Source organism: Streptomyces sp. NPDC001137 (assembly GCF_040298885.1).
In the GTDB taxonomy this organism is placed as follows: Bacteria; Actinomycetota; Actinomycetes; order Streptomycetales; family Streptomycetaceae; genus Streptomyces.
Map to the genome: position 1 here is coordinate 97,701 of NZ_JBEPBA010000015.1, position 14,005 is coordinate 111,705.

Annotated in this window: 11 protein-coding genes; 2 read left to right on the forward strand and 9 right to left on the reverse strand. The window is 70.7% G+C overall.

Features of this window, described 5'->3' with window-relative positions; translation table 11 throughout:
* Nucleotides 1-16: 16 nt before the first annotated feature.
* The gene (locus tag ABT254_RS27750; protein WP_351475476.1) at nucleotides 17-1,882 is read left to right on the forward strand and encodes a ricin-type beta-trefoil lectin domain protein; all 1,866 of its coding nucleotides are present in this window, start codon (nucleotides 17-19) and stop codon (nucleotides 1,880-1,882) included.
* 80 nt (nucleotides 1,883-1,962) lie between these two features.
* Here ABT254_RS27750 and cimA read toward each other — a convergent pair whose 3' ends face one another.
* The 7 genes from cimA to ureA all read right to left on the reverse strand — a co-directional run bounded on the left by cimA (nucleotide 1,963) and on the right by ureA (nucleotide 9,906).
* Entirely contained in the window at nucleotides 1,963-3,567 is a 1,605-nt protein-coding gene (cimA, locus tag ABT254_RS27755) for a citramalate synthase (protein WP_351475479.1), read from the reverse strand.
* A gap of 335 nt (nucleotides 3,568-3,902) precedes the next feature.
* Nucleotides 3,903-5,180 carry a TolB family protein gene (locus ABT254_RS27760; protein WP_351475482.1) on the reverse strand — a complete coding sequence of 426 codons (1,278 nt, stop codon included), beginning with the start codon at nucleotides 5,178-5,180 and terminating at the stop codon, nucleotides 3,903-3,905.
* Nucleotides 5,181-5,315: 135 nt separating this feature from the next.
* Nucleotides 5,316-5,918: a TetR/AcrR family transcriptional regulator gene (locus tag ABT254_RS27765; RefSeq protein ID WP_351475485.1), complete on the reverse strand. Its 603-nt coding sequence runs from the start codon at nucleotides 5,916-5,918 to the stop codon at nucleotides 5,316-5,318.
* Complete coding sequence (locus ABT254_RS27770; protein WP_351475488.1) at nucleotides 5,915-6,406, reverse strand: hypothetical protein; 492 nt, start codon at nucleotides 6,404-6,406, stop codon at nucleotides 5,915-5,917. The genes ABT254_RS27765 and ABT254_RS27770 overlap by 4 nt, the downstream gene beginning before the upstream one ends.
* Nucleotides 6,407-6,443: 37 nt before the next feature.
* Nucleotides 6,444-7,481: an agmatine deiminase family protein gene (locus ABT254_RS27775; RefSeq protein ID WP_351475491.1), complete on the reverse strand. Its 1,038-nt coding sequence runs from the start codon at nucleotides 7,479-7,481 to the stop codon at nucleotides 6,444-6,446.
* Between the two features lie 50 nt (nucleotides 7,482-7,531).
* A complete protein-coding gene (locus ABT254_RS27780; protein WP_351475494.1) occupies nucleotides 7,532-9,226 on the reverse strand; it encodes an urease subunit alpha in 1,695 nt (564 codons plus the stop codon).
* The gene (gene ureA / locus ABT254_RS27785) at nucleotides 9,223-9,906 is read right to left on the reverse strand and encodes an urease subunit gamma (protein WP_351475497.1); all 684 of its coding nucleotides are present in this window, start codon (nucleotides 9,904-9,906) and stop codon (nucleotides 9,223-9,225) included. The genes ABT254_RS27780 and ureA overlap by 4 nt, the downstream gene beginning before the upstream one ends.
* A 118-nt stretch (nucleotides 9,907-10,024) precedes the next feature.
* On the opposite strand from ureA, the gene ABT254_RS27790 reads away from it, so the two are divergent.
* A complete protein-coding gene (locus ABT254_RS27790; RefSeq protein ID WP_351475500.1) occupies nucleotides 10,025-11,506 on the forward strand; it encodes a cytosine permease in 1,482 nt (493 codons plus the stop codon).
* Between the two features lie 38 nt (nucleotides 11,507-11,544).
* On the opposite strand, the gene ABT254_RS27795 is transcribed toward ABT254_RS27790, so the two are convergent.
* Together ABT254_RS27795 and ABT254_RS27800 are read right to left on the reverse strand one after the other, a co-directional pair.
* Complete coding sequence (locus ABT254_RS27795; RefSeq protein ID WP_351475502.1) at nucleotides 11,545-12,633, reverse strand: branched-chain amino acid aminotransferase; 1,089 nt, start codon at nucleotides 12,631-12,633, stop codon at nucleotides 11,545-11,547.
* A gap of 242 nt (nucleotides 12,634-12,875) precedes the next feature.
* Nucleotides 12,876-13,919: a 3-isopropylmalate dehydrogenase gene (locus tag ABT254_RS27800; RefSeq protein WP_351475504.1), complete on the reverse strand. Its 1,044-nt coding sequence runs from the start codon at nucleotides 13,917-13,919 to the stop codon at nucleotides 12,876-12,878.
* Nucleotides 13,920-14,005: the final 86 nt, after the last annotated feature.

Consider the following 14,005-nt stretch of genomic DNA (forward strand, 5'->3'; position numbering starts at 1 on the left):
GGAAGGGCGACGCAGCATGAGGAGAACCCCCCGCACGGTCCGGCTGCTGCTGGCCGGACTCCTCTCCACAGCCGGAATCACCGCGGCCACCAGCCCCGCGCACGCGGCCGGTGAGCAGGTCACCGCCTGGCTCACCACCACCGACGACTCCGCCGGACGCCACGTCACGCGTGGGCTCCAGCAACAGACGCCGTTCGCCTTCACGTCCGGGACGGGCGGCGGAGGCGAGAACATCACCGTCGACGAGAACACCCGGTACCAGACCTTCACCGGCGGCGGTGCGTCCTTCACGGACACCGCGGCCTGGCTGATGAACTCCAGCGGGGCGCTCTCGCAGGCCACACGCGACGCGACCATGCGGAAGCTGTTCTCACCGACGGACGGGATCGGGCTGTCGTTCCTGCGCAATCCAATGGGGGCCTCGGACCTGGCGCGGTACGGCTACACGTACGACGACGTGCCGGCCGGCCAGACCGACCCGAACCTGAACAGCTTCTCCATCGCGCACGACCTCGCGGACGTCGTGCCGCTGACGAAGCAGGCCCTCCGGCTGAACCCCTCCCTGACTGTCATGGCCTCGCCATGGACGGCTCCGGCCTGGACGAAGGACAGCGGCGCGCTCAACGGCGGCTGGCTGAAGGCGGAGGACTACGGGGCGTACGCCTCGTACTTCGTGAAGTACCTCCAGGCGTACAGGGACCAGGGCGTCAACGTCTCGTACGTGACCCCGCAGAACGAGCCCACCTGCTGCTCCGGCTACCCGTCGATGAGCTGGAACGCGAGCGGCCTTGCGTACTTCCTGAAGAACGAGCTGCTGCCGAAGCTGCAGTCGGCGGGCCTGCCCACCAAGGTCCTGGCGCACGACTGGAACTGGGATGTGTACGACTCCTATGCGGCCCAGTCGGTCGACGACCCGGCGATCCGCAACCACCCCAACTTCGGCGGAATCGCCTGGCACGGCTACGGCGGTGACGTCACCAAGCAGACGTCCGTGCACAACCAGTACCCGTCGCTGGACGCGTTCGGCACCGAGCACTCGGGCGGGACGTGGATCGCGAACCAGCAGCGAGAGGACATGCTCGACATCGTCGACTACACCCGGAACTGGGCGAAGTCGATGACCAAGTGGTCGTTGGCCGTGGACCAGAACATGGGCCCGCACAACGGGGGCTGCGGCACCTGCACGGGCCTGATCACCGTGCACAACGGGGACGGGGCGAGCGGGACGGTCGACTACACGGTCGAGTACTACACGATGGGGCACCTGACGAAGTTCGTACGGCCGGGCGCCCAGCGCATCGCCTCCACGGCCTCCTCCACCGTGCCGAACGTGGCCTGGCGCAACCCCGACGGCTCGAAGGCGCTGATCGCCTACAACGACGCTTCGTCGGCGAAGACGGTGACCATCGACTGGGGCTCGCAGCACGCGACTTACTCCCTCCCCGGCAAGACGTCGGCGACGTTCACATGGTCGGGGACCCAGTCGGGCACGGGCGGACAGTCGGGGGCCTTCGTCGGTCTGGCGGGCAAGTGCCTTGACGTGGCGGGCGGTTCGAGCGTCAACGGCACGGCGGTGCAGCTCTACACCTGCAACGGCTCGGCCGCCCAGCAGTGGACCGTGCAGACGGACGGCACGGTGCGGGCGCTCGGCAAGTGCCTTGACGTGACATCGGGTTCGACGGCGGACGGGGCGAAGGTGCAGTTGTACGACTGCAATGGGACCGGAGCGCAGCAGTGGTCGTACAACTCCTCGACCGGTGACGTCGTGAACACGGCCGCGAACAAGTGCCTGGACGTCACGGACAACTCCTCGGCGAACGGGGCCCGGGCGCAGATCTGGTCGTGTACGGGGGCTGCCAACCAGAAGTGGCGGTTGCAGTAGGGGCCGCCGGGCTTTCTCGCCCCCGCCGCCCCTACCCGTCCCCTCCCGGGGGCGGCAGCCCCCCGGGGGACGCCGGGGCGTTATTCCGCCGGCTCAACCCCCGCCCGCAGCAGTCCGTACGTGTACGCGTCCTCCAGCGCCTGCCAGGACGCGGCGATGACGTTCTCCGCGACGCCCACCGTCGACCACTCGCCCGCGCCGTCGGAGGTGGAGATCAGGACCCGGGTCGTGGACTGCGTGCCGTGGACGCCCTCCAGGATGCGGACCTTGTAGTCGACGAGGTCCAGCTTGGCCAGCTGGGGGTAGATCTTCTCGAGTGCCACGCGCAGGGCGCGGTCGAGGGCGTTGACCGGGCCGTTGCCCTCCGCGGTGGCGACGATGCGCTCGCCCTTGGCGTAGAGCTTGACGGTGGCCTCGTTGGCGTGGGTGCCGTCGGGGCGGTCCTCGACGATGGCCCGCCAGGACTCGACCTCGAAGTACTTCAGCGGCTTGCCCTCGACCTCGGAGCGGAGCAGCAGCTCGAACGAAGCGTCCGCGGCCTCGTACGTGTAGCCCTTGAGCTCGCGCTCCTTGACCCGCTCGACGACCCGGCCGACCAGTTCGCGGTCGCCGCCGAGGTCGACGCCGAGTTCCTTGCCCTTGAGCTCGATCGAGGCGCGGCCCGCCATGTCGGACACCAGCATGCGCATCGTGTTGCCGACCAGCTCGGGGTCGATGTGCTGGTACAGGTCGGGGTCGACCTTGATGGCGGAGGCGTGCAGACCGGCCTTGTGGGCGAAGGCCGAGACACCGACGTACGGCTGGTGCGTGGAGGGGGTGAGGTTCACGACCTCGGCGATGGCGTGCGAGATCCGGGTCATCTCGCGCAGCGCGCCCTGGGGCAGGACCTGCTTGCCGTACTTGAGCTCCAGGGCCGCGACGACCGGGAAGAGGTTGGCGTTGCCGACGCGCTCGCCGTAGCCGTTCGCCGTGCACTGGACGTGGGTCGCGCCCGCGTCGACCGCGGCGAGGGTGTTGGCGACCGCGCAGCCGGTGTCGTCCTGGGCGTGGATGCCGAGCCGGGCGCCGGTGTCGGCGAGGACGGTCGAGACGACGGCCTGGACCTGGGCGGGGAGCATGCCGCCGTTGGTGTCGCAGAGGATCACCACGGAGGCCCCGGCCTCGGCGGCGGCCCGTACGACGGCCTTGGCGTACTCCGGGTTGGCGCGGTAGCCGTCGAAGAAGTGCTCGCAGTCGACGAACACCCGGCGGCCCTGCTCACGCAGGTAGGACACCGTGTCGCGGACCATCTCCAGGTTCTCGTCGAGCGTCGTTCGCAGGGCCAGCTCCACATGCCGGTCGTGGGACTTCGCGACCAGGGTGATCACCTCGGCGCCCGAGTCCAGGAGCGCCTTGACCTGCGGGTCCTCGCTCGCCTTCGCGCCGGCCCGGCGGGTGGCGCCGAAGGCGACGAGCTGGGCGTGACGGAAGTCGATCTCCTGCCGGGCGCGGGCGAAGAACTCGGTGTCCCGCGGGTTGGCGCCGGGCCAGCCGCCCTCGATGAAGCCCACGCCGAAGTCGTCCAGGTGCCGTGCGATCGCGAGCTTGTCGGCGACGGTGAGGTTGATGCCCTCACGCTGCGCGCCGTCGCGCAGGGTGGTGTCGAAGACGTGGAACGAATCGTCGAGCTCGCTGGTTGCGGTCATGGTGTTCAAGGCTCCTGCTGTTGGATCCCGTTGGATCGCGGTCTGTACCGGAATGACCGGCTCCACCGTCCCCAATGATCCCTCGCGCTCCGCTCCCGGCTGGGGGTGGGCCAGAAAAGCGAAAAACCTCTCGCGGGTGCGAGAGGTCTGCGCGCGGGTCGAGGACGACGGTGTCCACCCGTACCTGGTCGTACGTGGCGGTCACTGCGGACCGGCGCGCCTGCTGCCAATAATCGTGGCGAACGAGAGCACGGGGGCAGTCTGGCACAATCCGCCCCCGTGTTCACCGTCCGTCTCAGGATGCGAGCACTGTGCTGATCACAGCAGGTCGCGGGTCAGCCGATACGGCGGACGAAGCCGTCGTAGAAGCCGTTGGTGTCGCCCGCGACGAGCCGGCCGGACTCGCTGCCGAGGCCGATGCGGCGGGCGCCCGCGCTCACCGCGTACACGGCGACGGGCTCGTCCGTGACGGGTCCGCCCGTGACGGACTCGCTGACCAGGCGGGTGGAGCCGGTGCGCAGGTCGCGGAGGTACACGTTGTCGGGCCCGGGGCGGCCGTCCGCCGACCGCGGCTGTGCCTGATAGGTGACGTACCGGCCGTCGGGGCTGAGCACGGGTTCGCTGATCCCGTCCTCGCCCGCGGGGCCGGCCTTGACCCGCCGGGTGACGTCCCGGCGCAGGTCGCGGACGTAGACGGTGGAGCCGGTGCCGGGGTCCTCGCCCGGGACCAGTTCCTCGTCGCCCCAGTAGGAGAAGGCGATGGTGCGGCCGTCCGCGGAGAGCGAGGCGGGCAGCGCGTACCGCTGGGCCGGGGTGCCGTCCGGTTTGACGTTGACCTGTTCCTCGGTGCCGGTGCGGCGGTCGTGCACCCAGGTGCGGCCGTAGGAGCTGCGCGGCACCAGCTGGGTGTAGGCCACGTAGCGGCCGTTGTCGCTCAGCCCCTGGAGCAGGGAGGGGTTGTCCGGGCGGTCCCGGTTGCTGATCCGCTCCACGGTGCCGGTGCGGCGGTCGAGGAGATACACGATCCCGAAGAGGTCGCGGGGGTTCCTCTCCATCCGGTCGGCCTTGGCGTTGAAGGCGATGTAGCGGGCGTTCGGCGACATCACGGCGGCGGCCGTGAAGGCGGAGCCCCCGTCGAGGGCGACGCTGATCCGCTCCGTGCGGCCGGTGCGCCGGTCGTGCAGGTAGATGTCCTGGGCCGCCTCGTTCGTGGGCGGGTTGTCCCAGTGGACCAGGTTCCTGGCGTTGGAGCTGAACAGCACGTACCGGCCGTCGGCGCTGATGGCCCGCGCCTCCGACCAGCCGCCGACCGCCTGCGCGCCGTCCGAGGCGACATTGACCCGCTCGACCGTCCCCCTGCGCAGGTCACGCACGAAGACGTCCGAGGTCCTGTTGGTGTCGCCCGGCACCAGATTGGACGCGTCCGCCGTGAAGAGCGCGAACCGGCCGTCCGCGCTGAACTGCGGTCCGTACGCGTTGTCGTCGCCCTGCTCCCCCGTCGCCGACAGCGTGACCCGTTCGATCCCCGGCCCGGGCGCCGCTGCCGCGGACGGTGACGTCGCCGTCAACGCGACCATGGCTCCCGCCACCACCGCGACGGACATCCCACGCATGACTCTGAGCACGATTCCCCCTGTGTTCCCCGTGTGACGCTTGCCCCCGGCCCTGCGCCAAGGGCTCCTTTCGAGGCAAACGCACCACGCGGGACAGCGTCAATCCGCCGAATTGAGTACAACCGGGGCACGGGCTCAGCCGTCCGCGAGCAGGCTCTCGTCCAGGAACTCCCGTACATGGCCGAGAACTTGCGCCCGGTCGGTCCCGCGCAGCCCGATCGCCACATGGATCGAGAAGCCGTCCAGCAGGGCTCGCAGCCGGGCCGCGTAACGGTCGGGGTCGACGCGGCGGAACTCCCCCCGCGACACCCCCTCCGCGATCAGCGCCACCAGGTCGCGGTGCCAGACGCCCTCGATGGCGGCCTGCCGGTCGCGGGCGTCCTCGTCGGCGTTCTGCGAGCGGTTCCAGACCTCCAGCCAGAGGGTCCAGTGCGGGTCGCGGTGGCCGTCGGGGACATACAGGTCGACATAGGCGTCGAGCCGCCCGCGGGCCGTGCCGCCGCGCGCCAGCAGCCGTCCGCGCTCGGCGCCCAGCCGGCCCTCGCTCCACTCCAGGGCCTGCAGCAGCAGCTCGTCCTTGGAGCGGAAGTAGTAGAGCAGGTGACCGCTGCTCATGCCGACCTCGCGGCCGAGCGCCGCCATGGTGAGCTTCTCCAGACCGCGCTCGGCGATCATGTCCATGGCGGCGGCGAGGAGTTGTTCGCGGGGCGGGGCGGGAGTGCGGCGCCGGGCGGTCACGGGGCCGCCTCGACGCGCACGGCATCCGGAACCAGTCGCGTCTCGTAGCCGCTGCAGCAGTCGGCGGCCACGATGGCCACCTCGGCCCCGCACCCGCAGACGTGGTTGACCCCGTAGTCCCCGTTCGGACCGCAGCAGCCGATGAGGCGTCGGTGGTCGGAGTGGGGCGCGATGCCCAGGACGTCGTCCGGGTGCAGGACATAGGTGCCGCGCGGCCCGGCGGAGACCAGAACGCCCCGCTCGTCGGACATCCACTTGCCGCCGGGCACCACCCCGTCGTACTCCTGCGCGGGGTCGGCCGGTACGAACGGCGCCCCGAAGGGCCGCGGGTCCACGACGTAGGTCCCGCGAGGGACACTGGGCGGCCCGTGCCGCCTGCCGTCGGGGCCCGGGAGCCCGTCCCAGCCCGGGTACTCGGGCATCTCGTCCAGGTGCCGGACGGGCTCGGTCAGCCGGCCTCCGCAGGCGGCACAGATCAGCACGTTCACCCGTACGTTCTACCTGACGGTGCTGCCCCGTGGGCCGTCACCGGACCTTCGGCTGCTGCTGGGTGATGCAGTGGATGCCGCCGCCGCCCGCGAAGATCGTCCGGGCGTCCACGAGAGTCACCGTCCGCTCCGGGAAGAGCCGGCGGAAGATCCCGGCGGCGATCTCGTCGCGCGGGTCGTCGAAGCCGCAGAGCACGACTCCGCCGTTGCAGAGGTAGTGGTTGATGTAGGAGTAGTCGGCCCAGTGGCCGTCGGCCTCCAGCACGGTGGGCGCCGGGACCTCGACGACCTCCAGGCTGCGGCCGCGCGCGTCCGTCTGCGCCCTCAGCAGCCCGATGACCTCCTTCGTCACCTCGTGGTCCGGGTGCGCGGGGTCCGGCTGGGAGTGCGCGACCACGACACCGGGGCGTGCGAACGCGGCGACGATGTCGACATGGCCGAGGGTGCCGAAGCCGTGCGGCGGGTAGTCGCCGGTGAGGCCGCGGGGCAGCCAGATCGCCTTGCGGGTGCCGAGCTGGGCGTGGATCTCCGCCTCGACCTGCTCCTTCGTCCAGCCCGGGTTGCGCTCGGGGCCGAGCTGCACGGTCTGAGTGAGCAGGACCGTCCCCTCGCCGTCGACGTGGATCGCACCGCCCTCGTTCACCAGCTTCGAGGCGTACGTCCTCGCGCCCGCGAGGTCCGAGACATACGCGGCGATCTTCGCGTCGTGCTCCCAGCGGGCCCAGCCCTGGGCGCCCCAGCCGTTGAACGTCCAGTCCACGGCGGCGAGTTCGCTTCCGTTCGTGAGGAACGTCGGCCCGATGTCCCGCATCCACGCGTCGTCCAGCTCACGCTCGACGGTGTCGACGTCCGGGCCCAGCAGCGCCCGCGCGTACGCCGACTGTCCCGGTCCGCACACCACCGTCACCGGCTCGAAGCGGCGGACCGCACGGGCGACCGCGGCCCAGGCGACACGGGAGGCGGCGAGGTCCTCCGGGTCCTCGAAGGTGGGGTTCGGGCCGGGCCATGCCATCCAGGTGCGCTCGTGCGGGGTCCATTCGGCGGGCATGCGGAAGCCGTCGGCGGCTGCAGACATGGAAGGTCCTTGTCGGAGGGAGTCGGACGAAGTCAGAGAAAGCAGAGGAATCAGAGGAAGTAGAGGCGGTTGAGGGAGACGGAGTCGGCCGGCTGCGAGCGGACGGGCTCTCCGTCGAGGGTGACCAGACCGGTCCGCTGGTCGACATCGACCGCTCCGGTACGGGAGTTGAGCCGCAGGTCGGCCGGTCCGATGCCGCGGGTGCCGCGCACGGCGACCCTTCTGCGCCGGGTCGGCATGGTGTCGTTGCCCTGGTCCAGGGCGGCCTGGGCCACGAAGGCGACGGAGATCTCGGCGGGCGTCGCGCCGTGCGCCCCGAACTGCGGCCCGAGGACCAGAGGTTCACAGGTGTCCGTCGCCGCGTTGGGATCGCCGACCACCCCGTACGCCGGGAAGCCTGACTTGAGGACGAGCTGCGGCTTCGCTCCGAAGTACTCCGGCCGCCACAGCACGATGTCGGCCAGCTTGCCGACCTCGATCGACCCGACCTCGTGCGAGAGGCCGTGCGCGATGGCGGGGTTGATGGTCAGCTTGGCCATGTACCGCAGGACGCGCTCGTTGTCGTGCTCGTCCGGGGCGCCGAACTCGGCCTTCATCTTCCCGGCCATGGCGAAGGTACGGCGGACGGTCTCGCCGGCCCGCCCCATGCCCTGCGCGTCGGACGAGGTGATGCCGATCGCGCCCAGGTCGTGCAGCACGTCCTCGGCGCCCATGGTCCCGGCGCGGATGCGGTCGCGGGCCATGGCGGCATCGCCCGGCAGGTCGGTCTTCAGGTCGTGGACGGAGACGATCATGCCGTAGTGCTCGGCGACGGCGTCCCGCCCGAAGGGGAGGGTGGGGTTGGTGGAGGAGCCGATGACGTTCGGGACGCCCGCCATCTTCAGGACGTTCGGGACGTGCCCGCCGCCGCACCCCTCGATGTGGAAGGCATGGATGGTCCGCCCCTCCAGCACCCGCAGGGTGTCCTCCACCGACAGGCACTCGTTCAACCCGTCGCTGTGCAGGGCGACTTGGACGTCGTGCTCCTCGGCGACGCGCAACGCGGTGTCCAGGGCGCGGGTATGGGCGCCCATGTCCTCGTGCACCTTGAAGCCGCTCGCGCCGCCCTCGGCCAGCGCCTCCACCAGGGGCGCGGAGTGCGAGGACGAACCGCGCCCCAGGAAGCCGATGTTGACCGGCCAGGCGTCGAAGGCGTTGAAGGCGTGCCGCAGCGCCCAGGGCGAGTTGACGCCGACCCCCCACACGGGTCCGAACTCCTGCCCGATGATCGTGGTCACGCCGGACGCCAGCGAGGCCTCCATGATCCGCGGCGAGAGCAGATGGACGTGCGTGTCGACGGCACCGGCGGTGGCGATGAGCCCTTCGCCGGACACGATCGAGGTACCCGTACCGACGACGACGTCGACCCCGTCGAGGGTGTCGGGGTTCCCGGCCCGCCCGATCGAGCAGATCCGCCCCTCCCGGATGCCGATCGACACCTTCCGGATCCCCTGCACGGCATCGATCACCACCACATTGCTGATCACGACGTCACAGGTCTCCCGGACGGCCGCCGCCTTGAGGTGCAGCCCGTCGCGGGCGGTCTTCCCGAAACCGGCGAGGAACTCGTCGCCGTACCGCTGAGAGTCGGACTCGACGCGGACGGTCAGCCCGGAGTCCCCGAGCCGGACACGGTCGCCGGCGCGGGGCCCATGGGTGGCGGCATAGGCACGTGGGTCGATGCTCGGGCGGTGGTCGTTGCTCATCGTTCTGCTCCCAGATATCCGCAGGCGGCGGCCCTGCGCAGGGCCTCTTCCTTCGCCCCCGGCGCGTCCAGCGCCCCGTCGACGAGCCCCGCGAACCCGATCGCGACCCGCTCGCCCCCGACCGGCACCAGTCCGACCTCGACGCTCTCCCCCGGCCCGAACCGCACCGACGACCCGGCAGGCACGGCGAGCCGCATCCCATAGGCCTGTTCCCGTACGAAGTCGAGGCGCGGGTTGGCCTCGAAGAAGTGGAAGTGGGAGGTGACGGAGACGGGCACGGTGGCGGTGTTGGTCACCGTCAGCCGCACGGCCGCCTCGGGCTCGGCATGCTCAGGGCCGGGCAGCAGCGCGCCCGGCGCCTGCTCCCCCAGCCCGCCCCCGCCGATCGGATCGCTCACCACCGCGAGCCGCGAACCGTCGTCGAAGACGGCCTCGACATGCACCTCGGTGACGACGTCCGCGACGCCCGGCAGCACATCGGCCGGGCCGAGGACCGACCGGGCGCGCTCGATCGCCTCGGCGAGCCGGGCACCGTCGCGGGCGGCCTCGCAGACGGTGTCCGCTATCAGCGCGGTGGCCTCGGGCACGTTGAGCCGAAGGCCCCTGGCCCGCCGGGCCCGGGCCAGCTCGGCGGCCCCGAAGAGCAGCAGCCGGTCGCGTTCGGTCGGTGTCAGCCGCATGTCCATCCCTCCATTTAGAGCAACACTCTAAACAGAGGATGGCTTTGGGGGAAGGTCTTGACGCCCACAGCGTCTCGGGTCACATTGAGTGCTGCTCTAACCAACCGAAAGGGCCGCCATGCCGATCTCGATGGAACAGCGCGGGGTGGACACCATCCCCGAGGAGGAACGCACCAGCGGGCCCCGCGACCTCGTCTCGATCCTGCTGGGCTCCAACCTCTGTCTTGGCGTGATCATCTTCGGCTGGCTGCCGCCGTCGTTCGGCCTGGACTGGTGGTCGTCGCTGAGCTCGATCGTGGTCGGCACGGTGGCGGGCACGGCCCTGACGGCGCCCCTGGCGCTGATCTCCCTGCGCACCGCGACGAACCTCTCCACCTCCTCCGGCGCCCAGTTCGGCGTGCGCGGCCGGCTGGTCGGCTCGGTGGTCGGTCTGCTCCTCGCCCTCGGCTACACGGCGCTGACCGTGTGGATCGGCGGCGACGTGATGGTGGGCGTGCTGCGCCGGCTGTTCGGTCTGCCGGTGGACGGAGTGGCGTACGCCCTGGTCTACGCGCTCCTCGCCGGGGCGACGGTCGCCGGCGCGGTGTACGGCTACCGGGTGCTGCTGGCCATGTCCCGGGTCCTGGCGATCGGCATGACGGCGTTGCTGGCGCTGGGCGTCATCGCGTACGCCCCGCACTTCACCACCTCGGCGATCCCGGAGACCGGCGGCTATCTGCTGGGCGGCTACTGGCCGACCTGGTTCCTGGCGACGGTGGCAGCGGGCCTCTCCGGCCCGATCGCCTTCATCACCCTCCTCGGCGACTACACCCGCTACATCTCCCCGGCCCGCCACTCCTCCCGCCGGGTCCTGCACGCGACCTGGCTCGGCCTGCTCCTGGGCCTGCTGGTCCCCCAGCTCTTCGGTACCTTCACGGCGTACGCGGCCCGCGCGGCGGCGGACTACGCGGGCCCGCTGGTGACGGCGTCCCCCGCCTGGTACCTCATCCCGCTCCTGCTCTCCGCCTCCGCGGGCTCGGTCGGCAACGCGGGTCTGATGCTGTACTCCATGGGCCTCGACCTGGACGCGATCCTTCCGCGGGCGTCCCGGGCCCGGGCCACGTACACCGTCGCGATCGTCGCCACGGCCTGCGTCTTCATCGGCCACTACACCTGGAACGCCCAGTCGGCGATGACGTCCTTCGTCCTGCTCCTGACGGCCATCGGCACCCCGTGGGCGGTCATCACCCTCATCGGCTTCGTGCGCTGCCGCGGGGTGTACGACGCGGCCGCCCTCCAGGTGTTCAACCGGCGCTCGCGGGGCGGGATCTACTGGTACCGCGCGGGGTGGAACGTGCGGGCGACCCTGTCCTGGACGGTGGGCGCCGGATTCGGCCTCCTCGGGGTGTCACTGCCGTCGTACGAGGGCCCGCTGCTGTCGCTGACGGGTGGGGTGGACTGCAGCTTCGTACTGTCGGGACTGGTGGGCGGCCTGACGTACTCGGTGCTGCAGCTGAGAGTGCTTTCCAAGCCCCGGCCTGCCACCCCAGCCCGTCCGGCGCTTGAGGACGAGGCCGTTCAGGCCGAAACGGGGGGCCTGGGGGGCGCAGCCCCCCAGTAGGGCCACGGCGACCCCCCGCACGAACCCCTGTTCAGCCCTCAGCCGAGAACATGCATCCAGCCGTGCTTGTCCTCCGCCGTCCCGCGCTGGATGTTCAGCAGGGCCTCGCGGAGCTTGAGGGTGACCTCGCCGGGCTCGCCGCCCGCCTGCTGCCACTCGGCGGTCGCACGCTTGACGGTGCCGACCGGGGTGATCACGGCGGCGGTGCCGCAGGCGAAGACCTCCGTCAGCGTGCCGTTCTCGGCGTCGCGCTGCCACTGGTCGATGGAGACGCGGCCCTCCTCCGACTCGTAGCCGAGGTCGCGGGCGACGGTCAGGAGCGAGTCACGGGTGACGCCCTCCAGGATGGAGCCGGTCAGCGACGGCGTGATGATCTTGTCGCCGTACACGAAGTACAGGTTCATGCCGCCGAGTTCCTCGACCCACTTGTGCTCGACCGCGTCGAGGTAGCAGACCTGGTCGCAGCCCTTGGCCGCGGCCTCGGCCTGGGCGAGCAGGGAGGCCGCGTAGTTGCCGCCCGTCTTCGCGTCGCCCATGCCGCCGGGGACGGCGCGGACGCGGTCCTCGGAGAGCCAGATGGAGACCGGCCTCACGCCGCCGGGGAAGTAGGCGCCGGCCGGGGAGGCGATGACCAGGAAGAGGTACTCGTTGGCGGGCTTCACGCCCAGGCCGACCTCGGTCGCGATCATGAACGGGCGCAGGTAGAGGGACTCCTCGCCGCCGTGTGCCGGCACCCACGCCTTGTCCTGCTGGACGAGGACGTCACAGGCCTCGATGAAGGTCTCGACCGGCAGCTCGGGCATGCCGAGGCGGTGCGCGGAGCGCTGGAAGCGGCGGGCGTTCATCTCGGGGCGGAACGTGGCGACCGAGCCGTCCGGGCGGCGGTAGGCCTTGAGACCCTCGAAGATCTCCTGCGCGTAGTGCAGGGTCATGTTCGCCGGGTCGAGCGAGAGCGGGCCGTAGGGGACGAGCTGGCCGTCGTGCCAGCCGCGGCCCTCCGTCCACTTGATCGTCACCATGTGGTCGGTGAAGTGGCGGCCGAACCCGGGGTTCGCCAGGATCGCCTCGCGCTCCGCGTCGGAGAGTGGCGAGGCCGAGGGCTTGAGCTCGATCGTGGGCGTCGTCATGAGTGGTTGTCCTTCACCGGTTGTGTGTGACGGGCCGCGCTCACGTCCGTACGGCCGGTGGCCAGTTCTAGGACGTCCGAGCATTCCCTCAATCCGCGGCTCCGCGTTCGATTATCGCAAGGCGGGGACCGTGGCAGAAACGGCGTGAAAACGCGGCCCAGGGATGATGGTGGCACCCGGCGGGGACACAGCGGAAGCCGCCGGGTGCTGATGCGACCCGGCGGCTTCGAGAGGCGGCGGGGTCAGCCGGCTACTCGTACGGCCAGCGCGTCGCCGATCTCCGACGTGGAGCGGGCGGGCTTGCCGGTGCGCTCGGCGAGGTCGGCGGAGACCGCCTCGTCGATACGGGCGGCCTCGGCCTCGTAGCCGAGGTGGCGCAGGAGCAGCGCGACGGACAGGACCGTGGCGGAGGGGTCGGCCTTGCCCTGGCCGGCGATGTCGGGCGCCGAACCGTGCACGGGCTCGAACATCGAGGGGAATTCGCCGGACGGGTTGATGTTCCCGCTGGCGGCGACGCCGATGCCGCCGGAGACGGCCGCGGCGAGGTCGGTGATGATGTCGCCGAAGAGGTTGTCGGTGACGATCACGTCGAAGCGGCCGGGGTCGGTGACCAGGTAGATGGTCGCGGCGTCGACGTGGATGTAGTCGGTGGTGACCTCGGGGAACTCCTCGGCCACCTTGTTGAAGATGTTGGTCCACAGGTGACCCGCGAAGGTCAGCACGTTGTTCTTGTGGACCAGCGTGAGCTTCTTGCGCGGGCGGGCCTGGGCACGGGCGAAGGCGTCGCGGACGACACGCTCGACACCGAAGGCCGTGTTCACGGAGACCTCGGTGGCGACCTCGTGCTCGGTGCCCTTGCGGATGGTGCCGCCGTTGCCGGTGTACGGGCCCTCGGTGCCCTCGCGGACCACGACGAAGTCGATGCTCGGCTCGCCGGCCAGCGGGGTGGCGACACCCGGCAGGAGCTTCGACGGACGCAGGTTGACGTGGTGGTCGAAGGCGAAGCGGAGCTTGAGCAGGAAGCCGCGCTCCAGGACGCCGGAGGGAACGCTCGGGTCGCCGATGGCGCCCAGCAGGATGGCGTCGTGCTTCTTCAGCGCGTCGAGGTCGGCGTCGGTGAGGGTCTCACCGGTGGCGTGGTAGCGCTTGGCGCCGAAGTCGTACTCCTTGGTCTCCAGCTTCACATCCTGCGGAAGGACGGCGGAGAGGACCTTCAGACCTTCGGCCACGACCTCCTGGCCGATGCCGTCACCGGGAATCACTGCGAGATTGATGCTGCGAGACATGCGGGAACCCTACTCCTCGTCCCATGGGATGACATGCCGCGTCCGCCATACGGACATGCCGATGACGGAGGGCGTCAACTGGTCGC

Excerpts from the sequence above, each read along its gene's own strand:
- ABT254_RS27750 (WP_351475476.1), top strand. The coding sequence starts at position 17 with ATGAGGAGAACCCCCCGCACGGTCCGGCTGCTGCTGGCCGGACTCCTC.
- cimA (WP_351475479.1), bottom strand. The coding sequence starts at position 3,567 with ATGACCGCAACCAGCGAGCTCGACGATTCGTTCCACGTCTTCGACACC.
- ABT254_RS27760 (WP_351475482.1), bottom strand. The coding sequence starts at position 5,180 with ATGCGTGGGATGTCCGTCGCGGTGGTGGCGGGAGCCATGGTCGCGTTG.
- ABT254_RS27775 (WP_351475491.1), bottom strand. The coding sequence starts at position 7,481 with ATGTCTGCAGCCGCCGACGGCTTCCGCATGCCCGCCGAATGGACCCCG.
- ABT254_RS27780 (WP_351475494.1), bottom strand. The coding sequence starts at position 9,226 with ATGAGCAACGACCACCGCCCGAGCATCGACCCACGTGCCTATGCCGCC.
- ureA (WP_351475497.1), bottom strand. The coding sequence starts at position 9,906 with ATGCGGCTGACACCGACCGAACGCGACCGGCTGCTGCTCTTCGGGGCC.
- ABT254_RS27790 (WP_351475500.1), top strand. The coding sequence starts at position 10,025 with ATGCCGATCTCGATGGAACAGCGCGGGGTGGACACCATCCCCGAGGAG.
- ABT254_RS27795 (WP_351475502.1), bottom strand. The coding sequence starts at position 12,633 with ATGACGACGCCCACGATCGAGCTCAAGCCCTCGGCCTCGCCACTCTCC.
- ABT254_RS27800 (WP_351475504.1), bottom strand. The coding sequence starts at position 13,919 with ATGTCTCGCAGCATCAATCTCGCAGTGATTCCCGGTGACGGCATCGGC.